20 protein-coding genes are annotated in these 16,873 nt (G+C 35.1%); 8 read left to right on the top strand and 12 right to left on the bottom strand.

All coding sequences use genetic code 11. From position 1 onward, the window contains the following. Window positions 1–18: 18 nt before the first annotated feature. Both ACW0JX_RS04375 and ACW0JX_RS04370 read right to left on the bottom strand, forming a co-directional pair. Entirely contained in the window at window positions 19–2,478 is a 2,460-nt protein-coding gene (locus ACW0JX_RS04375) for a LamG-like jellyroll fold domain-containing protein (RefSeq protein ID WP_459245405.1), read from the bottom strand. A 261-nt stretch (window positions 2,479–2,739) separates the two neighbouring features. After that, complete coding sequence (locus ACW0JX_RS04370; RefSeq protein WP_459245779.1) at window positions 2,740–2,988, bottom strand: hypothetical protein; 249 nt, start codon at window positions 2,986–2,988, stop codon at window positions 2,740–2,742. Between ACW0JX_RS04370 and ACW0JX_RS04365 the strand changes: the two genes are divergently transcribed. Further along, a complete protein-coding gene (locus ACW0JX_RS04365) occupies window positions 2,873–3,256 on the top strand; it encodes an S-Ena type endospore appendage (RefSeq protein WP_459245778.1) in 384 nt (127 codons plus the stop codon). The two genes, ACW0JX_RS04370 and ACW0JX_RS04365, sit on opposite strands and share 116 nt — an antisense overlap. A gap of 54 nt (window positions 3,257–3,310) precedes the next feature. Here the strand turns inward: ACW0JX_RS04365 and ACW0JX_RS04360 are convergent, their stop codons facing one another. From ACW0JX_RS04360 to ACW0JX_RS04345, 4 genes are all read right to left on the bottom strand, one after another. Next, window positions 3,311–3,655: a DUF3992 domain-containing protein gene (locus ACW0JX_RS04360; RefSeq protein WP_000525819.1), complete on the bottom strand. Its 345-nt coding sequence runs from the start codon at window positions 3,653–3,655 to the stop codon at window positions 3,311–3,313. 20 nt (window positions 3,656–3,675) lie between these two features. Continuing rightward, window positions 3,676–4,044: a DUF3992 domain-containing protein gene (locus ACW0JX_RS04355; protein WP_001277537.1), complete on the bottom strand. Its 369-nt coding sequence runs from the start codon at window positions 4,042–4,044 to the stop codon at window positions 3,676–3,678. 98 nt (window positions 4,045–4,142) lie between these two features. Beyond that, complete coding sequence (locus ACW0JX_RS04350) at window positions 4,143–4,748, bottom strand: DedA family protein (RefSeq protein ID WP_000435017.1); 606 nt, start codon at window positions 4,746–4,748, stop codon at window positions 4,143–4,145. Window positions 4,749–4,765: 17 nt separating this feature from the next. Continuing rightward, on the bottom strand, window positions 4,766–5,047 hold the full coding sequence (locus ACW0JX_RS04345) for a YkvA family protein (protein WP_000733844.1): 282 nt from the start codon (window positions 5,045–5,047) through the stop codon (window positions 4,766–4,768). Between the two features lie 351 nt (window positions 5,048–5,398). Here ACW0JX_RS04345 and ku point away from each other — a divergent pair, with 351 nt between their 5' ends. After that, window positions 5,399–6,211, top strand: a complete 813-nt coding sequence (ku, locus tag ACW0JX_RS04340; protein ID WP_459245404.1) for a non-homologous end joining protein Ku — start codon at window positions 5,399–5,401, stop codon at window positions 6,209–6,211. 17 nt (window positions 6,212–6,228) lie between these two features. On the opposite strand, the gene ACW0JX_RS04335 is transcribed toward ku, so the two are convergent. Beyond that, on the bottom strand, window positions 6,229–7,008 hold the full coding sequence (locus ACW0JX_RS04335; RefSeq protein ID WP_459245403.1) for a DUF2935 domain-containing protein: 780 nt from the start codon (window positions 7,006–7,008) through the stop codon (window positions 6,229–6,231). A gap of 14 nt (window positions 7,009–7,022) precedes the next feature. Then, the gene (locus ACW0JX_RS04330; protein ID WP_044129442.1) at window positions 7,023–7,391 is read right to left on the bottom strand and encodes a VOC family protein; all 369 of its coding nucleotides are present in this window, start codon (window positions 7,389–7,391) and stop codon (window positions 7,023–7,025) included. Window positions 7,392–7,484: 93 nt separating this feature from the next. Between ACW0JX_RS04330 and ACW0JX_RS04325 the strand changes: the two genes are divergently transcribed. From ACW0JX_RS04325 to brnQ2, 4 genes are all read left to right on the top strand, one after another. Beyond that, window positions 7,485–7,700, top strand: a complete 216-nt coding sequence (locus tag ACW0JX_RS04325; RefSeq protein ID WP_001046257.1) for a spore coat associated protein CotJA — start codon at window positions 7,485–7,487, stop codon at window positions 7,698–7,700. An 8-nt stretch (window positions 7,701–7,708) separates the two neighbouring features. Beyond that, entirely contained in the window at window positions 7,709–7,972 is a 264-nt protein-coding gene (locus ACW0JX_RS04320) for a spore coat protein CotJB (RefSeq protein WP_001076509.1), read from the top strand. 12 nt (window positions 7,973–7,984) lie between these two features. Continuing rightward, entirely contained in the window at window positions 7,985–8,554 is a 570-nt protein-coding gene (cotJC, locus tag ACW0JX_RS04315; protein WP_000265274.1) for a spore coat protein CotJC, read from the top strand. 217 nt (window positions 8,555–8,771) lie between these two features. Further along, on the top strand, window positions 8,772–10,088 hold the full coding sequence (gene brnQ2, locus ACW0JX_RS04310) for a branched-chain amino acid transport system II carrier protein BrnQ2 (RefSeq protein WP_089170458.1): 1,317 nt from the start codon (window positions 8,772–8,774) through the stop codon (window positions 10,086–10,088). A gap of 38 nt (window positions 10,089–10,126) precedes the next feature. Here the strand turns inward: brnQ2 and ACW0JX_RS04305 are convergent, their stop codons facing one another. The 4 genes from ACW0JX_RS04305 to ACW0JX_RS04290 all read right to left on the bottom strand — a co-directional run bounded on the left by ACW0JX_RS04305 (window position 10,127) and on the right by ACW0JX_RS04290 (window position 14,886). Then, window positions 10,127–12,049, bottom strand: coding sequence for an ABC transporter permease (locus ACW0JX_RS04305; protein ID WP_095691366.1), 1,923 nt, complete (start codon window positions 12,047–12,049; stop codon window positions 10,127–10,129). A 139-nt stretch (window positions 12,050–12,188) separates the two neighbouring features. Next, window positions 12,189–13,193 carry an ABC transporter permease gene (locus tag ACW0JX_RS04300; RefSeq protein ID WP_095691367.1) on the bottom strand — a complete coding sequence of 335 codons (1,005 nt, stop codon included), beginning with the start codon at window positions 13,191–13,193 and terminating at the stop codon, window positions 12,189–12,191. A 1-nt stretch (window position 13,194) separates the two neighbouring features. Further along, the gene (locus ACW0JX_RS04295) at window positions 13,195–14,061 is read right to left on the bottom strand and encodes an ABC transporter permease subunit (protein WP_168411134.1); all 867 of its coding nucleotides are present in this window, start codon (window positions 14,059–14,061) and stop codon (window positions 13,195–13,197) included. 90 nt (window positions 14,062–14,151) lie between these two features. Next, window positions 14,152–14,886, bottom strand: a complete 735-nt coding sequence (locus tag ACW0JX_RS04290; protein ID WP_000388700.1) for a YwaF family protein — start codon at window positions 14,884–14,886, stop codon at window positions 14,152–14,154. Window positions 14,887–15,097: 211 nt separating this feature from the next. Here ACW0JX_RS04290 and ACW0JX_RS04285 point away from each other — a divergent pair, with 211 nt between their 5' ends. Together ACW0JX_RS04285 and ACW0JX_RS04280 are read left to right on the top strand one after the other, a co-directional pair. Further along, window positions 15,098–16,201 carry an efflux RND transporter periplasmic adaptor subunit gene (locus ACW0JX_RS04285; RefSeq protein WP_053565182.1) on the top strand — a complete coding sequence of 368 codons (1,104 nt, stop codon included), beginning with the start codon at window positions 15,098–15,100 and terminating at the stop codon, window positions 16,199–16,201. Next, on the top strand, window positions 16,198–16,872 hold the full coding sequence (locus ACW0JX_RS04280) for an ABC transporter ATP-binding protein (protein ID WP_000609100.1): 675 nt from the start codon (window positions 16,198–16,200) through the stop codon (window positions 16,870–16,872). Before ACW0JX_RS04285 ends, ACW0JX_RS04280 begins: the two co-directional genes overlap by 4 nt. Window position 16,873 lies beyond the last annotated feature (1 nt).

Genomic DNA, 16,873 nt, shown 5'->3' with positions numbered 1-16,873 from the left:
AGCTTCTTTTCCTCTCTCTTATTTGTTCATACTTTTTTCAACGAGTGAAATCGCATGCTCTAATGTACGATTCATCGTTTCTACCTGTGCATCTTTTACTTTTACATCTTTCACTACAGCTTCGGCCACTGTAATTTTTTGACTCAGTGATTTCACTGAACCGTCCGTTACATTTGCATCTTGCGCTTTTTTCACTACTGCTTTTGCAGATTCAATATTGATTTGTAATTTTTCTTTCGGTGTTTTCGGTTGTTCTACTACTTTAGATTGTACAAATGTTACATTAGCTGTTTTTAATTCGTTATATGTTTGAACGATTTGCTCTCCCGTACTCCCTATATTTTCAAACACTTGTTTTGCATTATTATAGCTTTTCTCTAATTCTTGAAATGCTTCCTTTGAATATTGACCTGGCTTATCTCCAAATCCATACGTTCCAGCTAACACTTCTTTTACTTTTCCAAGCTCTTCAAATAAAGCAGTTACTTGCTCTAACTTCGTACGATTAGAAAACTCATTGTACGCTGCTAATACTTCTGAAGAACTTAACGCTTTACTATATAATTTCGCAAGCGCGATTTGCCCATTTAACGGAATACCACCATTTCCGTTACTATCAGGATCCGCTCCAAATGCAAATGGTACGTTTGGATGATACACTTTCCCAGTAGCTGGCTGACTATTTACTTTTTTACCATCTACGTAAATTGCGACTTCACTTCCGTTATACGTTCCTGTTAAATGATACGTTTTGTTCGCTTCTAATTGAACTCCAACACGTTTATAGCTGCCACCAATGTGAGCCCATAATTCAACATATCCACTTCCTGTAGACTCAAATCCAATTCCGCCGCTCTCTGTATTTTGCAAAATACCTTGGCCACGGATTTGATTCATTGAAAATACCGTTTCTAGCGTAAATGTATTTGCTACTTTTTCTTTTTGTGCTGCTGAAAATGGAAGGTATCCAAATGTATTAGATTGTCCGTTTAACTTCATCACATTCTTTTTCAATGCTTTATCATATTCAATAACCACATTGCCCTTCACATCACCTTTTGTACCAAATGGTGAATTGTCTTTAAATGTACCATCTGCAAAGTTTACATCGAAAACATCAGCTTTTGGTACTTTCACATTCGGGTCAATATTATCTTTTTTCGTAGTAATTTCCGCAGTTAACGGCTGTGCGGTTTCATTACCGAATGAATCGATTGCAACGACTTCAAGTGTATATGTTTTCCCGCCATCTAACCCTGCAAGCGTAAATGTAAGATCTTTTGGCACTGGATCACGGTAAAACTCTGAGAATGCTAACAATTTATTTTTTATTTCACCCGTTTGCTTATCTCTAGCCTGTACACGGTAAGAGTGAACAAGAAGGTTGTCCAATGCTTGCGGGAATGTTACTGTTGCCGCATTTTCTGTTACATTTGATACAGCAAGCTTTGCATCCTTAGCAAAGTAAGGCTTTTCTTTATCACGATCTTCTACATGTGTAAATGTTTCTTTCTTTGCTGGTAATTTAATTTTCCAAGGCTCGCCTGTCCAAGAATTCGTATGGAAATCACGACGATTAATCGTTATTTCTTTATCATCTACTTCTACTAATAAACCTTGGCTTAACGTACTAGCTCCTGGCGGGATATTCCCCTGTACTTTACCACCTTCAACTTCCATATAACTTACTGAAGATGTACCAACTGATGTAAAGTCTTTTTGATGTATCGATCTTGGATCATCTAATGGATAATGTGAATGACCTGAAAACGTAATAACTTGTGGGTATTCTTTTAATACCGCATTAATTTTTGCGCTATCTTGTGTTCCCCATTCATGACTACCGTATACTGTCTCTTTAATGTGTTGATGTAAAAATACAAAAATCGGTTTTTCTGGATCATCTTTTTGTGCTTTCGCCATTTCTTCTTTTAACCAATTAATTTGCTTGTCTGAATAATATCCATGAGTTGTTCCATTCTCTGGAGACATAACAAGGAAGTGATAACCTTTTACCACTTTATGATAATAAATTGATTCCATACCTGTTTTTTCTAAGAAGCGCTTCTGCGCACCTTCTACAGATAAACCGTTCCAATAATCATGGTTACCAAGAGAATTCATTCGCACAGCATCTTTATTTGCATTTTCATTGTACACTTGCATGAAACGATCATATTGCTGCACCGATCCTGTATCCGTGAAATCACCTACAATAACAAATGCATCTTGCTTCGGTGCTAATGTATTAAACTGTTCGATCGCTCTTTTCCAGCGAAACGTATCATCTGTTCCACTATTTTTAATATGCACATCACTTACAACTGGAAAAACTATCTTCTTCTCACTTGATGCCTTTTCTTGCTTTTTCTCTTCCGCCTTGACTGATGTACTCCACGGAAATGATACGAATGCTAATACAAAAACCATTAATAATCCAATAAGGCCTTTTACTTTTCTTAGAGCATTTCTGTCCACGTGAATCCTCCTCATAATAATTGATTCATTACAAGGGCTATTTTATCTAATACATGTTAATGTCGTTTAAATAACAAATGAACTTTATTAGATTTTTGTAAATATACAGTTAATTAGAAATTAAGTCCAACATTCCTCGTACTATTGTATACAACCACCTTTTGTCTAAAAGAGTCTGATCATTCTTTTCCTATGACTATTCACATATAATCTTTTCTATAACGCTAATGATAAGTTAAGGTTTAAGCCTATTAGACAATCTTAATTTTTAATATTTCCTTCTTTTTTTAACACATCGGCCATGCTTTTACATTTAATAGTAGTAAAAGACAACTTAAAAGGAGGGGTTGTATTGAAGAATAAAAAAAATATCGGCTGTTTCGCTCCTTTATCTATTATTTGTCCAGACCCTTGTCCACCGCCCCCTCCTCCAAATCCAAATTGCGAGCGAGTAACAAATGAATTTGCAGGGAATTTCCTCATAACTAATAACACCATCCCCTCTGTCAAAGATGCATCACAATCAATGATACTATGGCAAAGTGATGGGATACTACTTATATCAGGTACTGTCTCGGTTTACAATAGTACTAGCAGCACCGAAGCAATTACAATTCAAATCGTTGGAACAGTAACCAATATTTTCACTGTGTTTCCTGGCAATACAATATCGTACACAGGAAAAGACTTACAGTCAGTCAGTATTATTAATATAACAAGTAATCCTTCACTATATTTAGAAGGCAAGTACTGTTGCGAATTTACATGTTGCTTATAGAATACCAATTTCATTACTTTCTAAAAAAAAGCATACCATTTACGGTATGCTTTTTTATGAAATTGGATAACGTACTGTAATACAAAACTCGCCTTGATTAACAGTCGTTCCTGTCGTAGTAATTCGGACAGTAGTAAAATATCGGACAGTGAAAGTACCACTACTTTGTGGTTGTACAGTAATTGTATCAACTACTGTTGCACCTACTAAAAAATCAACTGTAATCGGGTTGGCACCTACATCATACTTCACGTAGCCTGAACCATATACTTCTTGCGTGATATTATTTGTATATACAATTTGAGTACCAGCACCTGTAATAGACCAGTCTGTACATACTTGGTCTTGCACAAGTGTTTTATTAGAACAACAAGACAAACTGGAACTTCTCATTCCCATTTCGATCCTCTCCTATTCTGCTATGAAAGTGGATAACGTGTTGTAATACAAAATTCTCCCTGATACGTTCCAGCAGGTGTTGCAGGTAACACAACTTGTATACTATCAAAGCGGCGATACGTAAAAGCAATACTCGTTCCTGGGTTTAATGTTTGTGTATCAATTGTACCCCCAGCAGAATCAAGTACCTCTACAGTAATTGGGCCTGGTCCAACATCATATTTAACAAAACCAGTACCAATTACGTTTTGGTTAATATTATTTGTATAGAGAACATTATCAATTGCTGTTGCAACTACAGTAGCAGACCACGGACTACACACTTTATCTTGCACATAATTTTTATCTGGACAACAAGTTAATGCTGACCCTGAGCACTCACAAGACATAGTTGTTTCCCCTCTCTCTTTTATATTCCCTATATGTGTATGTCCCTCAGAGTCTTTTGCCTGTACTATTCATCTATTTTCAAAAAATATTCAAATGACTAGATAGATTCCGTTTTGTTTCTTTTCTTCATATATTTATAGACAAAGATACTAGCCACGATAAGAATAACGCCGCCTAATATCGGTAGCATATATTGCCCAACAACATCTGCTGCTTTTTCCCAATGCGGACCTAATTTCATTCCAAAATAAACATATAAAGTCGTTAACGGGAACATTGCTACAAATGTATATATGCTGAATTTCCATATGTTCATTTTCGCCATACCACATGGAACAGAAATAAGCGTTCTAACTCCCGGTACAAAGCGTCCAACAAATGCTACAACCGGTCCATATTTCTCGAAGAAATCATCTGCTTTTTGAATTTGTTCTTCTTTAATGAAGAAGTATTTCCCGTATTTTATTAATAGAGGACGGCCACCGTAATAACCGAGTGCGTATAACGTTAACGGTCCTGTCGTTCCGCCAAGCGTTCCGGCTAGTACAGCAAGCCAAAAATTCATATCACCCTCGTATACCCAATACCCAACCATGGGCAAAACTACTTCTGCCGGAATAAATTCAAACGTTAATGCTAACACAACTCCAAAATAAGAAAACTGCTTTAAAAATTCGATTATATCTAAAATAATTTGCTCCATATTTTCTACCCCAACTCCTATCCTACGTTTACGTTATGCTTTTCTTGTAATTGAACTGGCGCCATTTTTACAATTCGGTTCAAAATAAATAACACAATTCCAATATCATCTAAAATACCAATAAACGGTAAGAAGTCTGGAATTAAATCAAGCGGCATCGCAACATAACCAACTAAAAACGCAATAGATAAAATTTTCTTCTTTATTGAAACCTCTTTTGAAGTGAAAAAGTCAAATAGGAATGGAACAAATCGGCGAACATGAAATACAACTCTTAATCTACTAATAAGTTTTTTCATTTTTATATCTCCTCTCTTTGTATACAAAAAGGCCCCTACCAAACATGGTAAGGGTCCTAAAAAAGACAATAAGGGGCCTTTACCATTGCTGGTAAAGGTCTCACTAACAACGAAACGTTGCCAATAAAGCCGAGGGTTTCTCCCTGTAATGACGACTTTACTGTAATAAGTTACTCCCCTTTATATACACAATTTTATACAATCACATTAAAATATTTTGGAGGGCTTGTCAATATATTTTATATCCCACATCCTCCTGCTTAACATTCCGTAAAAACAAAAAACGTATAGGAAATTTCTTACTATCTCATAATATACATAATCATTTTTGAATGAAAGGAGAGGCTTCATTTGCATACCGTATGGAAAGGTGCCCTTTCACTTGGACTATTAAATATAGGAATCAAACTATACAGTGCCGTAGAAGAAAACGATATAAAATTTTTAAGTCTTCATAAAGAATGCTTAACACCTATTAAATATAAAAAATTTGCTCCTGATTGTACGGATGAAGAAATTGATGATAAAGATATTGTAAAAGCCTATGAATACGCACCTCATAAGTACATTATTATGGATGAAAAAGAATTAGCTGAGTTGCAAAAAGCTCACGAACCAAGATCTATTCGTATTATATCTTTTGTCCAAAATAACGAAATTGATTCTGTTCTCTACGATCGTTCTTATTTTATAGGCCCTACCTCAGGACATGAAAAATCGTATTTATTATTAAAAGAAGCTCTTGAACGTACAAATAAACTTGGTCTTATCCATATTTCCATTAGAAAAAAACAGCATTTAGCTATTATCCGTAACTTTGAAGATGGACTAATGTTACAAACCATCCACTACCCTAATGAAATTCGCGCTATAACAAATACACCTAACTTACCAAGTAACGAAAATTATCCTATACAAAAACAAGAACTCACCGCAGCAATTAATTTAATCCACCACCTTACAAATCCTTTTGAACAAGAAATGTATACAGATGAATATAAAGAAGCCCTTACCGAATTAATCGAGAATAAAATTGAACAACAGGAAAAAACTGAAACAATCTCTCCAACTCCGAACATCATTAATATTATGGAGACATTACAGGCAAGCATTGAACAAGCAAAAATAAAAAGAGACAATAAAACAGAAAAAGAGGCCAAATAAAATTGACCTCTTTTTCTTTAAAGCGGATTACATTTCGGCATTTCAAGTCCAGACGATTGAGCTAGTTTTAATAAGTAGTAACATTCCTCTCTTGCCATATGATCTGCCATTCTAGCCGATAATACACTTAATACTTCATTCGATAACTCGAGCTCTTCCACTTCATGTAAAAAATGCGAAAATAATTTCAATTCAAGTGAAACATCTTTCGTAAACTTCTTTAATGCTGGAAAATGATGAAGCTCCGTTCGTAAATACCCTGTCATTTCAACTGCCTTTAAGTAAAATTGTTCAAAATGCTTCGTAAATTCTTCGCTTTTCTCTTTTAATCTTTTTTCAACAAGATCTAATCCACCAGAAATAGAGCCTGCATGACCAGCCGCATCCGTTAACCAAACGAGATGATAATGTAATTCATGAAAAACAGGCGGAACTTCCCCTTTCTTCAAAAACTTTAAAACTGCTATATACTCTTCCACTTCGTTTACCATATGATTAATAAAAGTTGGCGTAAAATGAATCGTAATTTTCCCTTCCAACTGCTTCTGTATAATATTTAATTTAAACGCCCGAATCTCCTTAGCGGCTTGTTCTGCCTCTTTTGAAAATGCCATCAGATTCACATTCCGAACTTTATTTAACAAATTCGTAAATGTTTCAACAAAGTAAGTAGCTTTTTTTATATCCTCTTTTTCCTTCGGAGCTAATGCATCCAGTAAAAATTGTGCATGATCAGTAAGTACCTTTAACCAAAATTGATGCTCAAACAACGCACTTTCTTCATAATTTCTCTCCACTAAATCCCCTCCGTCTATTCATCCTTCTCTATCACTTGAAGTTTATATCCATCCGGGTCTTGTACCACAATACTCTTCTCACTTTTGTTTTCTGTGTATGCGATTTTATAAAATACTAACCTCTTCTTTACATTCTCTATGTTAGAAATTGAAAACGTTAGAACATCAACTGAGTCCGTAACACTCTTCTCACGCCCGCCCAAACTGCGCTTCATAATAAAACTAATTCTCGTTGAGTCAGCATCATACCAAACCCCTGTTACATCTAATTGAGGTCTTTCTAAACTAGGTTTAATTCCTAAAATCCCTTCGTAAAAATACAAAGTTTCCTTTAAGTTTTTCACTTCCAATACAATGAATTGTTTCACATTCTCCACATTCATTCCCCCCGTACCTATTACTTTTTTATATGTGTCATAAATGCCTATTATGTCTGAATACAATACGTAGTAATGAACACTTAAGGAGGTTTATTCGTGAATAAATATATGAGATCATTCGTGCCCTATCATAGTCCTCTCGATCCCTGTCCTCCTATTGGAAAAAAATATTATTCTACTCCTCCTAATTTATTTTTAGGCTTTCAACCGCCAAACTTACCACAATTCACACCAAAAGAAGCACTACAAAAAGGGACTTTATGGCCTGTTTTTTATGACTATTATGAAAATCCTTATAAAAAAGGGCGGTGACTACTGTCGTGAATCAATCGCTACCAGAAGAATACTATAAACTTTTACTGGAGCTTCAAGAACTGGACTTTGTACTAGTTGAACTCACTCTTTATTTAGATACACATCCAGATGACACCGCTGCGATTAATCAATTTAATGACTTTTCCTATAAACGGAGAGTATTAAAACAAAAGATGGAAGAAAAATACGGACCACTCCAACAGTTTGGAAACAGCTATTCTAATGCCCCTTGGGAATGGAGCAAAGGTCCTTGGCCATGGCAAATATAAAGGAGAGAAACTATGTGGATTTATGAAAAGAAATTACAATACCCAGTTAAAGTGGGAACTTGCAATCCCGCACTTGCAAAATTATTAATCGAGCAATACGGTGGTGCAGATGGAGAATTAGCTGCTGCACTACGTTACTTAAATCAACGTTATACAATTCCTGATAAAGTCATTGGCCTACTTACTGATATTGGTACAGAAGAATTTGCTCACCTTGAAATGATTGCTACGATGGTTTATAAGCTGACGAAAGATGCGACCCCTGAACAAATGAAAGCTGCTGGTCTTGACCCTCATTACGCTGATCATGACAGTGCTCTTCATTACCATAACGCTGCTGGTGTTCCATTTACTGCAACCTATATACAGGCTAAAGGTGATCCAATTGCCGATCTATACGAGGATATTGCAGCTGAAGAAAAAGCACGAGCAACATATCAATGGCTCATTAACTTATCCGATGATCCAGATATAAATGATAGTCTACGCTTCTTACGTGAACGTGAAATCGTTCATTCACAACGTTTCCGAGAAGCGGTTGAAATTTTAAAAGAAGAACGCGATAGAAAAATATATTTTTAATACACGTATCCTAGCGATATGTGTTTTTTTACGTTAAAAGTTAAATCCTTCCTATTAAACATATAAATAGTATATTTATTCGATTTAATGCATTATTTTTTAATATTTTCAAAATTCCCTATTGCTTTCTAGTCATCAGACCTTTAAAATAATAACAGTTACTCGACAAATTATTTGAATTTTCGACAAAAACACTCATTAGGAGGATTTTCTTTATATGCGTACAACTTTAAAACCAGCGCAAATACTTTCGATTAGTTTATTACTATTCGCAGTTTTCTTCGGTGCTGGTAATATGATTTTCCCGCCCCTTCTCGGTCTTTCTTCCGGAGAAAATATGTGGGTTTCCATTACAGGGTTTATTATTACAGACGTCGGTTTATCTTTACTTGCTATCGTTGCTGTTGCCCTTGCTGGTGGTAGTTTTAACACTTTAGCGAGCCGTGTTCATCCAAAATTCGCAGCAGTATTCGCTATCATTATTTATCTTTCAATCGGCCCACTATTTGTTATTCCACGAACTGGATCTGTATCTTATGAAATTGGGATTGCACCACTTTTCCCAGATCAATGGTATTCTATGTTAGTTTTTAGTGCGATTTTCTTTACAGTCGTTTACTTCTTATCATTAAATCCATCCAAGCTAGTAGATCATATCGGTAAAATATTAACGCCAATTTTACTTGTAATTATTGCAATTATGGCAACAAAAGCGATTCTTTCACCAGGAACGTTTGCAGAGCCTATCGGTGACTATAAAGACATCCCGTTTTTCAAAGGATTTCTTGAAGGATTTTTAACGTTAGATGCAATTGGCGCTCTCGTACTATCAACAATTGTTGTAAATGCAATTCGTCAAAACGGTATACAAGAGAAGAAATCTATCGCAAAATATACAATCATTTGCGGAAGCATCGCTGCTCTATTCTTAACAATTGTTTACTTCTTACTCGGTTATATCGGAGCTTCAAACGGGAACTTAGGGCAATTCGAAAACGGTGGTCAACTATTAGCTACTGTTATGTATCAATTCTTTGGGACAAGCGGTAATATTTTATTAAGTATCGCCATTATCTTCGCTTGTTTAACGACGGCAATTGGTGTTGTAAGTGCATTTGCAAATTACTTCACAACAGTGCTAACAAATGTTTCATACAAAAAGCTTGTGCTATACGTTTGTATCTTTAGTTTCGTTATTTCAAACTTAGGATTAAGCTTATTAATTAAAATCACACTACCTGTATTAATTATTTTGTACCCAATTACGATCATTTTAGTTTTTGTATCATTTATCGATAAATATACGAAACGTAAACCTTCTGTCTACATTGGAGCAATGATCGCAGCATTTATTATTAGCTGTATTCATGCACTTGATAATGTGGAAATGATACCAGGTTTTATCGCTAATATCGTACACACGATTCCTTTTTATAACTTAGGAATTGGCTGGATCATTCCAGCAATAATCGGTGGTATAATTGGATACTTTATTCCGCAAACAGAAGCTACAGGTGAAGTTTCTACAAAATAAAGAAAAGAAGCAAGCATGAAATCCATGCTTGCTTCTTTTTATCTTCTATTATTAAATACAGTATTTGTGTAAGAACGAACAGTTAACATATAATAACCAAAGTAGATTATGATATACACTCCTATACTACCTAGTAGGGGAAGACTATATTCAAACATTCCTGTAAAACCCATCAAACTTAAAAATGCAAAGAACGTATGAACAATCGCAAGAAATAGTGGTACTAAGAATATTGCACCTACTTGCTTTCTTACAGATTCCCTTGCTTCCTTTTTCGTTAGTCCGATTTTCTTTAACATTCCGTACGCCGGTCGCTCTGCCATCGCTTCTGTTATTTGTTTAAAGTATAAAATACAGCCTGTTGCAAGAATAAAGACAATCCCTAAAAATATACTAGCAAATAATAACACTGCACCATCTTGCAATTCAGATTGGCTCGCCTCTTCAAATGATTGGAATTTCACTTCTTTAGGAATGATTGTCCCTAGCTCTTTCGTTAGCGCTCTATTACCGTTTCCTTCAACGATAAATCCACTAACTGTTGAAACATCCTTTCCTTGCTGCAACTTATTAAATAACGAATCTCGAACAACAAGCCCCACTGGTGCAAGTTTCGCACTCATAATTGTTTCCTCTCGATGATCAACGATTGTAATATCGTCCTTCATCCCTTCAAAGAACACATTGTTTCCTTCAAGCGAATTCTTTTCGATGTTATGTGATTTATACGGATCTAATAAAACAACTTCCTTTTCAGAACCGAGAATAACTTGTTTATTGCCTAATATAGAAGCTGATTTATTATAATCTGTCACTTTTATCATTTGCACATTACCATTACCTATTAAATACCCTGTTAATATTTGTTCTCCATCTATCTTCCCTTGCATAGACAGCATAGCTACAGACGTTTCATTTTTAATTGCTAATTCATGTTTTTGAATTTCTTCTCTAACCTTCTTATCTAGTTCCTTTCCAGTTGTTACATACTCATAACTAACTGGATTCATTAAGGTCGCTGTCTTCTGCGCCCCATAATACATACTGGAACTCACCCCAATGGTGCATAATGTTACCGCACTTAATAAAGATAATAACGCAAGCATCTTTACGTTTCCTTTTATTCTGAAGAACAATGAAGAAATCGATAAAATGTTCGTTCCATTCCAATATTTCGTTTTATCTCCCTTGATTGTATGGAGTGATTTCACTGTATATTGCTCAAATAGTAAAAACGTACCTTTTACAATACAGCCAAAAATAAGTAGACCTGTAATAAAAATTGCTCCAAATCCAAAAACTTGTGTAAGTAACGCAATGATATAACCTGTAATTAATAAAACAATCGCTCGTTTTGCCTTCTTACTTGAATACGTAGGTGCCTCTTCTTTTTGATTTTCACCATATAGTAATTCAACTAAACGATGCTCATAAATTAACTTTTTACTTTTCCATGATGCAATAAAGAAAATTGCGCCTATCGTTATAAGAACTTCTACTATAGATACAAATGAAATCGTAAATGTAAAAGTAAACGCACTTCCCATTAACTTCACGAGAAGCCCCGCGCACATATTCGCTATAAATAAACCAGCAAGAATACCTAATACACTTGCCGCACCACCAACTAATAATGTTTCATAAAAAAGTAACTTCGCGATTTCTTCTTTACGGATACCTAGTAAACTATATAGCGCAATTTCTTTTTTCTTCTTTCGCAAAAAGAAGCTATTACAATAAAAAATAAATATCGTTAAAAAGATAATTAACAATATTTGTGCAAACGTAAATGTCGTTTCCACCTTATCCGATTCTTTTAAAAGAGCTACTACACTTTCATTTCGTTTAATCGATACGAATGTAAAATAAATAATAATGCTACCTACTAATGAAATAAAGTATAGAAAATAATCTTTTATATTTCGTTTTATACTACGTTTTGATACTTCTAAAAAATCCATCGTATACCTTCACCCGCTCTCGTATTTCTCTATACATAAAGTGTATACGAAATTGTATTTCTCCCCTATCGATTTTCATTACAGCTCTCTTACGATATTGTAATATAACAAAATAAAAGAACCTAGTTTCCTAGGCTCTTCACATCGTATGTTTAAAAGTAAATAACTCTTCTTTTGACTGCACAGCAGATTGTTCCTCTTCTACAACATCCTTCTTTAGCTCTCCTCCTAACCTTACTTTCATCATCGCCTCTTCGATACTTTTTACAATCATATTTCCTGAAAAAATAGTAAGCCCGAAAAATGTAATTGGGACGAGAGGGATCCATGGATTCACTGTTAATGATCTAAAATAGACTCCAATTAAACCTGACCATTCATGTGTGTAAGAGTCTATTTCTTCTATCGGTCCTAAAAACTGAACTGTTCCGCCAAAGAATATTTCCAGTAATCCTAAGTGCAGTAAAATAGTAAGAGTTTGCGTAAACTGCTGAAAAAATACAAGTATAAACGTCATATAGAGATGCGGGAAAATATGCTTTATAACAATATGCCTTCTCGATCCACCTAATATGCGCGCGGCATCAACAAATTCTTCCGTTCGCAATTTACGAACTTCCTTCGCCACATACAGTGCAATAACTGGCATTACAAGCAGTACAAGTAATACCACTTGAAACGAAGCCCTTTCAAAAAAGGTTGTTGTCTCCTCTCCGCTTCCAAATGTATTTGCAGATTGAAGAAAAAAATACGCAATCATAACTGTCGGAATAACTGTAAAACTATCAAAGAAAGCCTCAATTTTTGAAAATCCTCTTTTTATATACGTTCCGAGTACGACACCGAAAAACACACCTATTACCATTCTAAGTGCCGCAATTAAAATAGATATACCAATCGTCCACTTCGCGCCCTCAATGACTAAATGTAACAGGTCATACCCTTTCCGGTCTGTCCCGAGTAAAAATTGTAATGAAGGTGGAAACGGTGGCACTTGTGGATTTTCATCCGCATCATATTGCAATGTAACTTGTCTAATATGTCCATCATTCCATAACGTATTTCCGATGCTCAAAAGAACTAATAGGAGAAGAAACCCAATGCTTATCCAAAATCTTTTATCACGTTTTATATACGTCCACATATTATAATCTCTCCTTCATCGCAGCCGGAATGAGATAATGAAACAATTTAAATAAAATAAAAATCGGAATATATATAAGAAGCACACTAACGATGAAAACCTCAACTCTAATACCGAAATACGATTTCAAAAACATAAAAATACCACCCGTATTAAAAATCCATTCTATAATATATAAATTAGATAACATAAAAAAGATATTCGTTTTCGCAAAGAATAATGTACTAAGCAACACATTTCGTAAAATATGACGATTTAAAATATGAAAACGCCCCAAACCTTTCGCCTTAGCAAATAGTACATAATCTTTTTCTAGTTCATTTTCAAAACGAAGCACGACCATTTTTACAAACATAATCGTAGTCGGGATGCTCAAACACAATATTGGCAACCCCCTAATCGACTCGCCTCCAATTGAAGCAATTTGAAAAGGTAAAAAACCTGTTTGTTTAAAAAACCATACAACTAAAATTTGTGATACTAAAATAAGAAGGATATCTGGAATGGATTCTAGGAAGATAAGAAATGATTTAATTCGATGTTGTATACGCGGTGAACTACTCATAATTACATAAACAATACAAAATGCTACAAATAATGAAATGAAAAAAGCAGCTAAAAATATAACAATTGTTTCTTTATAATGGACAAACAACTGTGGAAATAAAAATTTATCTCCCACATATTTAAAATTGGAGATGTCCATTAAATTCACAAACACTTCTTGTAAACTCTTTATGTACTGTGATGCATGCAGCTCAAATCCATAAAATAGTTTCGGCAATGTCCCTAAACAAATAATACCCAAAATCGAAATAAGAAATTGAAACGTCACTTCCATCCCATTCAGAAAAAATTTTTTGACCACGTTTTCCCTTCTCTCTTTATATAATTTACTCTCTAATATTATTCTTAATTTTCTGAATTGTAAATATTTTAAGAGTGAAAAATCACTAGGCTATGATCCTAGTGATTCCTTATGCGCATGCCTTTCTCTTTTCGCAAACGGCATATACAAAACCAAACATCCAATAAGCGCAGCTATTTCTAATGAAATAATATAGTAAGGATGCGGCCCTAACATATCAAGTAATGAAGCTGTTTCTGGCTTATGAGCTAAAAACATATAATTACCACCTGTTTTGTAATTTACAAACGAAACAATTGGAATCAATATGTTTAAAAATATCATTGTGCGTTTAATAGATTGTACTGTCGGACGATATCCTTCCACCCAAGTCATAAAGAGTGGTGCCCAAATGAGCAATATATGCGCGATAAAATATTCAATGAAACGAAAATGCGGAAAAGCATACTGCAAGTTTGGCGTTAAAATAGCTTGTGATGCACCAATAATTCCCGTGAAAAATACAATCTCATATATGCGGTAACTTTTCGTTACGATCATAATCGACGCTAATAATAAACTAATCGTACATAATTCAAACGGTAATGAAGTAGCTAGCTCAAAAATCCCCGCTTTCCACTCCCACATATGAAGCCCAATTTCACTACCTATAAATAAAAATGCAATTGCATATCGAACCGTTATATTCCACTCACTTTGACGTAATACATCTTGGTATTGATACAGAAAAAATATCCCCACCAACATAATAAATAATATAAGGGCATGTTGCCTTGAGTATGGAATAAATGGTTTTAATGGGTGTGCGCTAAAATAAGCTTCCATCTTCCTTCCTCCTTTCCTCCATACAATATTATTGTAAGAAAGAAACGACGAGTCAATTCATTTGCTTACACTAGGACAACCTCTACCTTACATTTACATATTCATACCTTACAAAACTGTAAGGTTATTGTAAGCTAAAACGATTTGTCAGATTCTTCACCTCTTCTATACTTAATGTAGATACTAAAACGAACGAAAAGGTGATAAATAGATGAAAAAGAAAAATAAAGTGTTAATTACTAGTGTAGTAGCAATCGGAATTGCAGCTGGATCATACTTTGCATTTGCTGGGGGCGGTTCAGATGTAGCAATGGCATATAGCGGATATAAAGTAACCGAAAAACAAATCCAAAACGCGCAAAAATTTGGTGGCGAAGTTATTCCAAATGGAATTGAAACTATTTCATTCGATCCAACAAAAGGAACATATGAATTAGCTGTGAAAAAAGGCGATGAAGTGAAAAAGGGTCAGCTTCTATTTAAATACAATGATCCGACTGCGAAACAAGGTGTAACAGAAGCAGAAATGCAAAAGAAAATCGCACAAAAAGAAGTAACGTTGCTCCAAAAACAAATTGATACAGCGAAACAAAAATTACAAAAAGATAAAAATGCAGGCCTTCCTGCTGAAGCATTAAAAGCATCAGAAGCCGAAGTTGGGCAATTAGAATCACAAATTGAAATGAAAAAGTTTGAAGTTGAAAAAGCTGATGAAATGATTAAAGCAGCAAAAGAGAAAGTAAACAATCTTTCTGTAACAAGTCCTGCTGATGGCGTAATTGATGATATCGTAAAAACTGCTGACGAAAAAACAGGTATGAGCGGAATTACTCTTCGTCACGCTGGTCAATTTAAAGTAAAAGGTCAACTTTCTGAATATGAGCTTGCTAGTATGAAAGTTGGGCAAGAAGTAACTGTTTCATCAAAAACTGTCGCTGGTAAGACTTGGACAGGAAAAGTAACAGAAATCGGTTCTACACCTTTAAAGAGCATGGATGAAAATAAAACTGTTTCTAATTACCAATTCACTGTCACATTAGATAATAGTGACGAACTACAAAACGGCTTCCATGTTTACGTAACAAGTAAATCTGGCGAAGCAACTGGTACAATTATTCCGAAAAGCAGTATCGTGAAAAAAGGTGACAAAAATGTTGTCTTCGTTGTAAAAGACGGTAAAGCGAAAGAACAAGCAGTTACTGTTGAATTCGAGACTGATAGCGAAGCAAAAGTTTCTGGAGTGAAAAAAGGAGAGGAAATTATCTCTAAGCCTGAAAAAGACTTAAAAGATGGTATGGAGGTTGTCGCCCAGTGATTAACTTAAAAGGCATCACGAAATCCTTCCAAAATGGTGCAGAGTCCGTTCAAATATTACATGGAATTGATGTAACACTGAACCAAGGAGAATTCACTTCGATTATGGGACCTTCTGGTTCTGGTAAATCAACATTAATGAACATTATCGGTTGCTTAGATAAACCGACGACAGGTACGTACGAACTAGCTGGTCAAAACATTTCAAACATGTCTGAAACAGAACTTGCACACGTACGTAATAAAGAAATCGGATTCGTATTCCAAAACTTCATGTTATTACCTAGACTTACAGCACTTCAAAATGTAGAGCTACCTCTTATTTACGCTGGAGTTGATAAAAAAGAAAGACGTGAGCGTTCATTAGCCGCTTTAACAAAAGTAGGCTTAGCTGATCGCGCTACTCACCTGCCGAACGAATTGTCAGGTGGACAAAAGCAGCGTGTCGCTGTTGCACGTGCAATCGTAAATAACCCGAAATTCATTTTAGCCGATGAACCGACGGGAGCACTTGATACGAAAACAAGTACACAAATTATGGACCTCTTTTACGAATTAAACAAACAAGGCTCAACAATCATTATGATTACCCATGACCGTGAAATCGGGGAAGCTGCAGCACGTCAAATTGTAATTCGTGACGGAAATATCGTCCAAGATTGGAGAGGTTAAT

It is taken from the genome of Bacillus sp. C-3-6, from assembly GCF_054509685.1.
This window is presented reverse-complemented; position numbering and strand designations above follow the sequence as displayed.

What these genes read in the sequence shown, in the direction of transcription:
- ACW0JX_RS04345 (WP_000733844.1), bottom strand. Translation starts at nt 5,047, where the DNA reads ATGAAAAAACTTATTAGTAGATTAAGAGTTGTATTTCATGTTCGCCGA.
- cotJC (WP_000265274.1), top strand. Translation starts at nt 7,985, where the DNA reads ATGTGGATTTATGAAAAGAAATTACAATACCCAGTTAAAGTGGGAACT.
- ACW0JX_RS04285 (WP_053565182.1), top strand. Translation starts at nt 15,098, where the DNA reads ATGAAAAAGAAAAATAAAGTGTTAATTACTAGTGTAGTAGCAATCGGA.
- ACW0JX_RS04290 (WP_000388700.1), bottom strand. Translation starts at nt 14,886, where the DNA reads ATGGAAGCTTATTTTAGCGCACACCCATTAAAACCATTTATTCCATAC.
- ACW0JX_RS04330 (WP_044129442.1), bottom strand. Translation starts at nt 7,391, where the DNA reads ATGAATGTGGAGAATGTGAAACAATTCATTGTATTGGAAGTGAAAAAC.
- brnQ2 (WP_089170458.1), top strand. Translation starts at nt 8,772, where the DNA reads ATGCGTACAACTTTAAAACCAGCGCAAATACTTTCGATTAGTTTATTA.
- ACW0JX_RS04300 (WP_095691367.1), bottom strand. Translation starts at nt 13,193, where the DNA reads ATGTGGACGTATATAAAACGTGATAAAAGATTTTGGATAAGCATTGGG.
- ACW0JX_RS04305 (WP_095691366.1), bottom strand. Translation starts at nt 12,049, where the DNA reads ATGGATTTTTTAGAAGTATCAAAACGTAGTATAAAACGAAATATAAAA.
- ACW0JX_RS04360 (WP_000525819.1), bottom strand. Translation starts at nt 3,655, where the DNA reads ATGGGAATGAGAAGTTCCAGTTTGTCTTGTTGTTCTAATAAAACACTT.
- ACW0JX_RS04350 (WP_000435017.1), bottom strand. Translation starts at nt 4,748, where the DNA reads ATGGAGCAAATTATTTTAGATATAATCGAATTTTTAAAGCAGTTTTCT.
- ACW0JX_RS04355 (WP_001277537.1), bottom strand. Translation starts at nt 4,044, where the DNA reads ATGTCTTGTGAGTGCTCAGGGTCAGCATTAACTTGTTGTCCAGATAAA.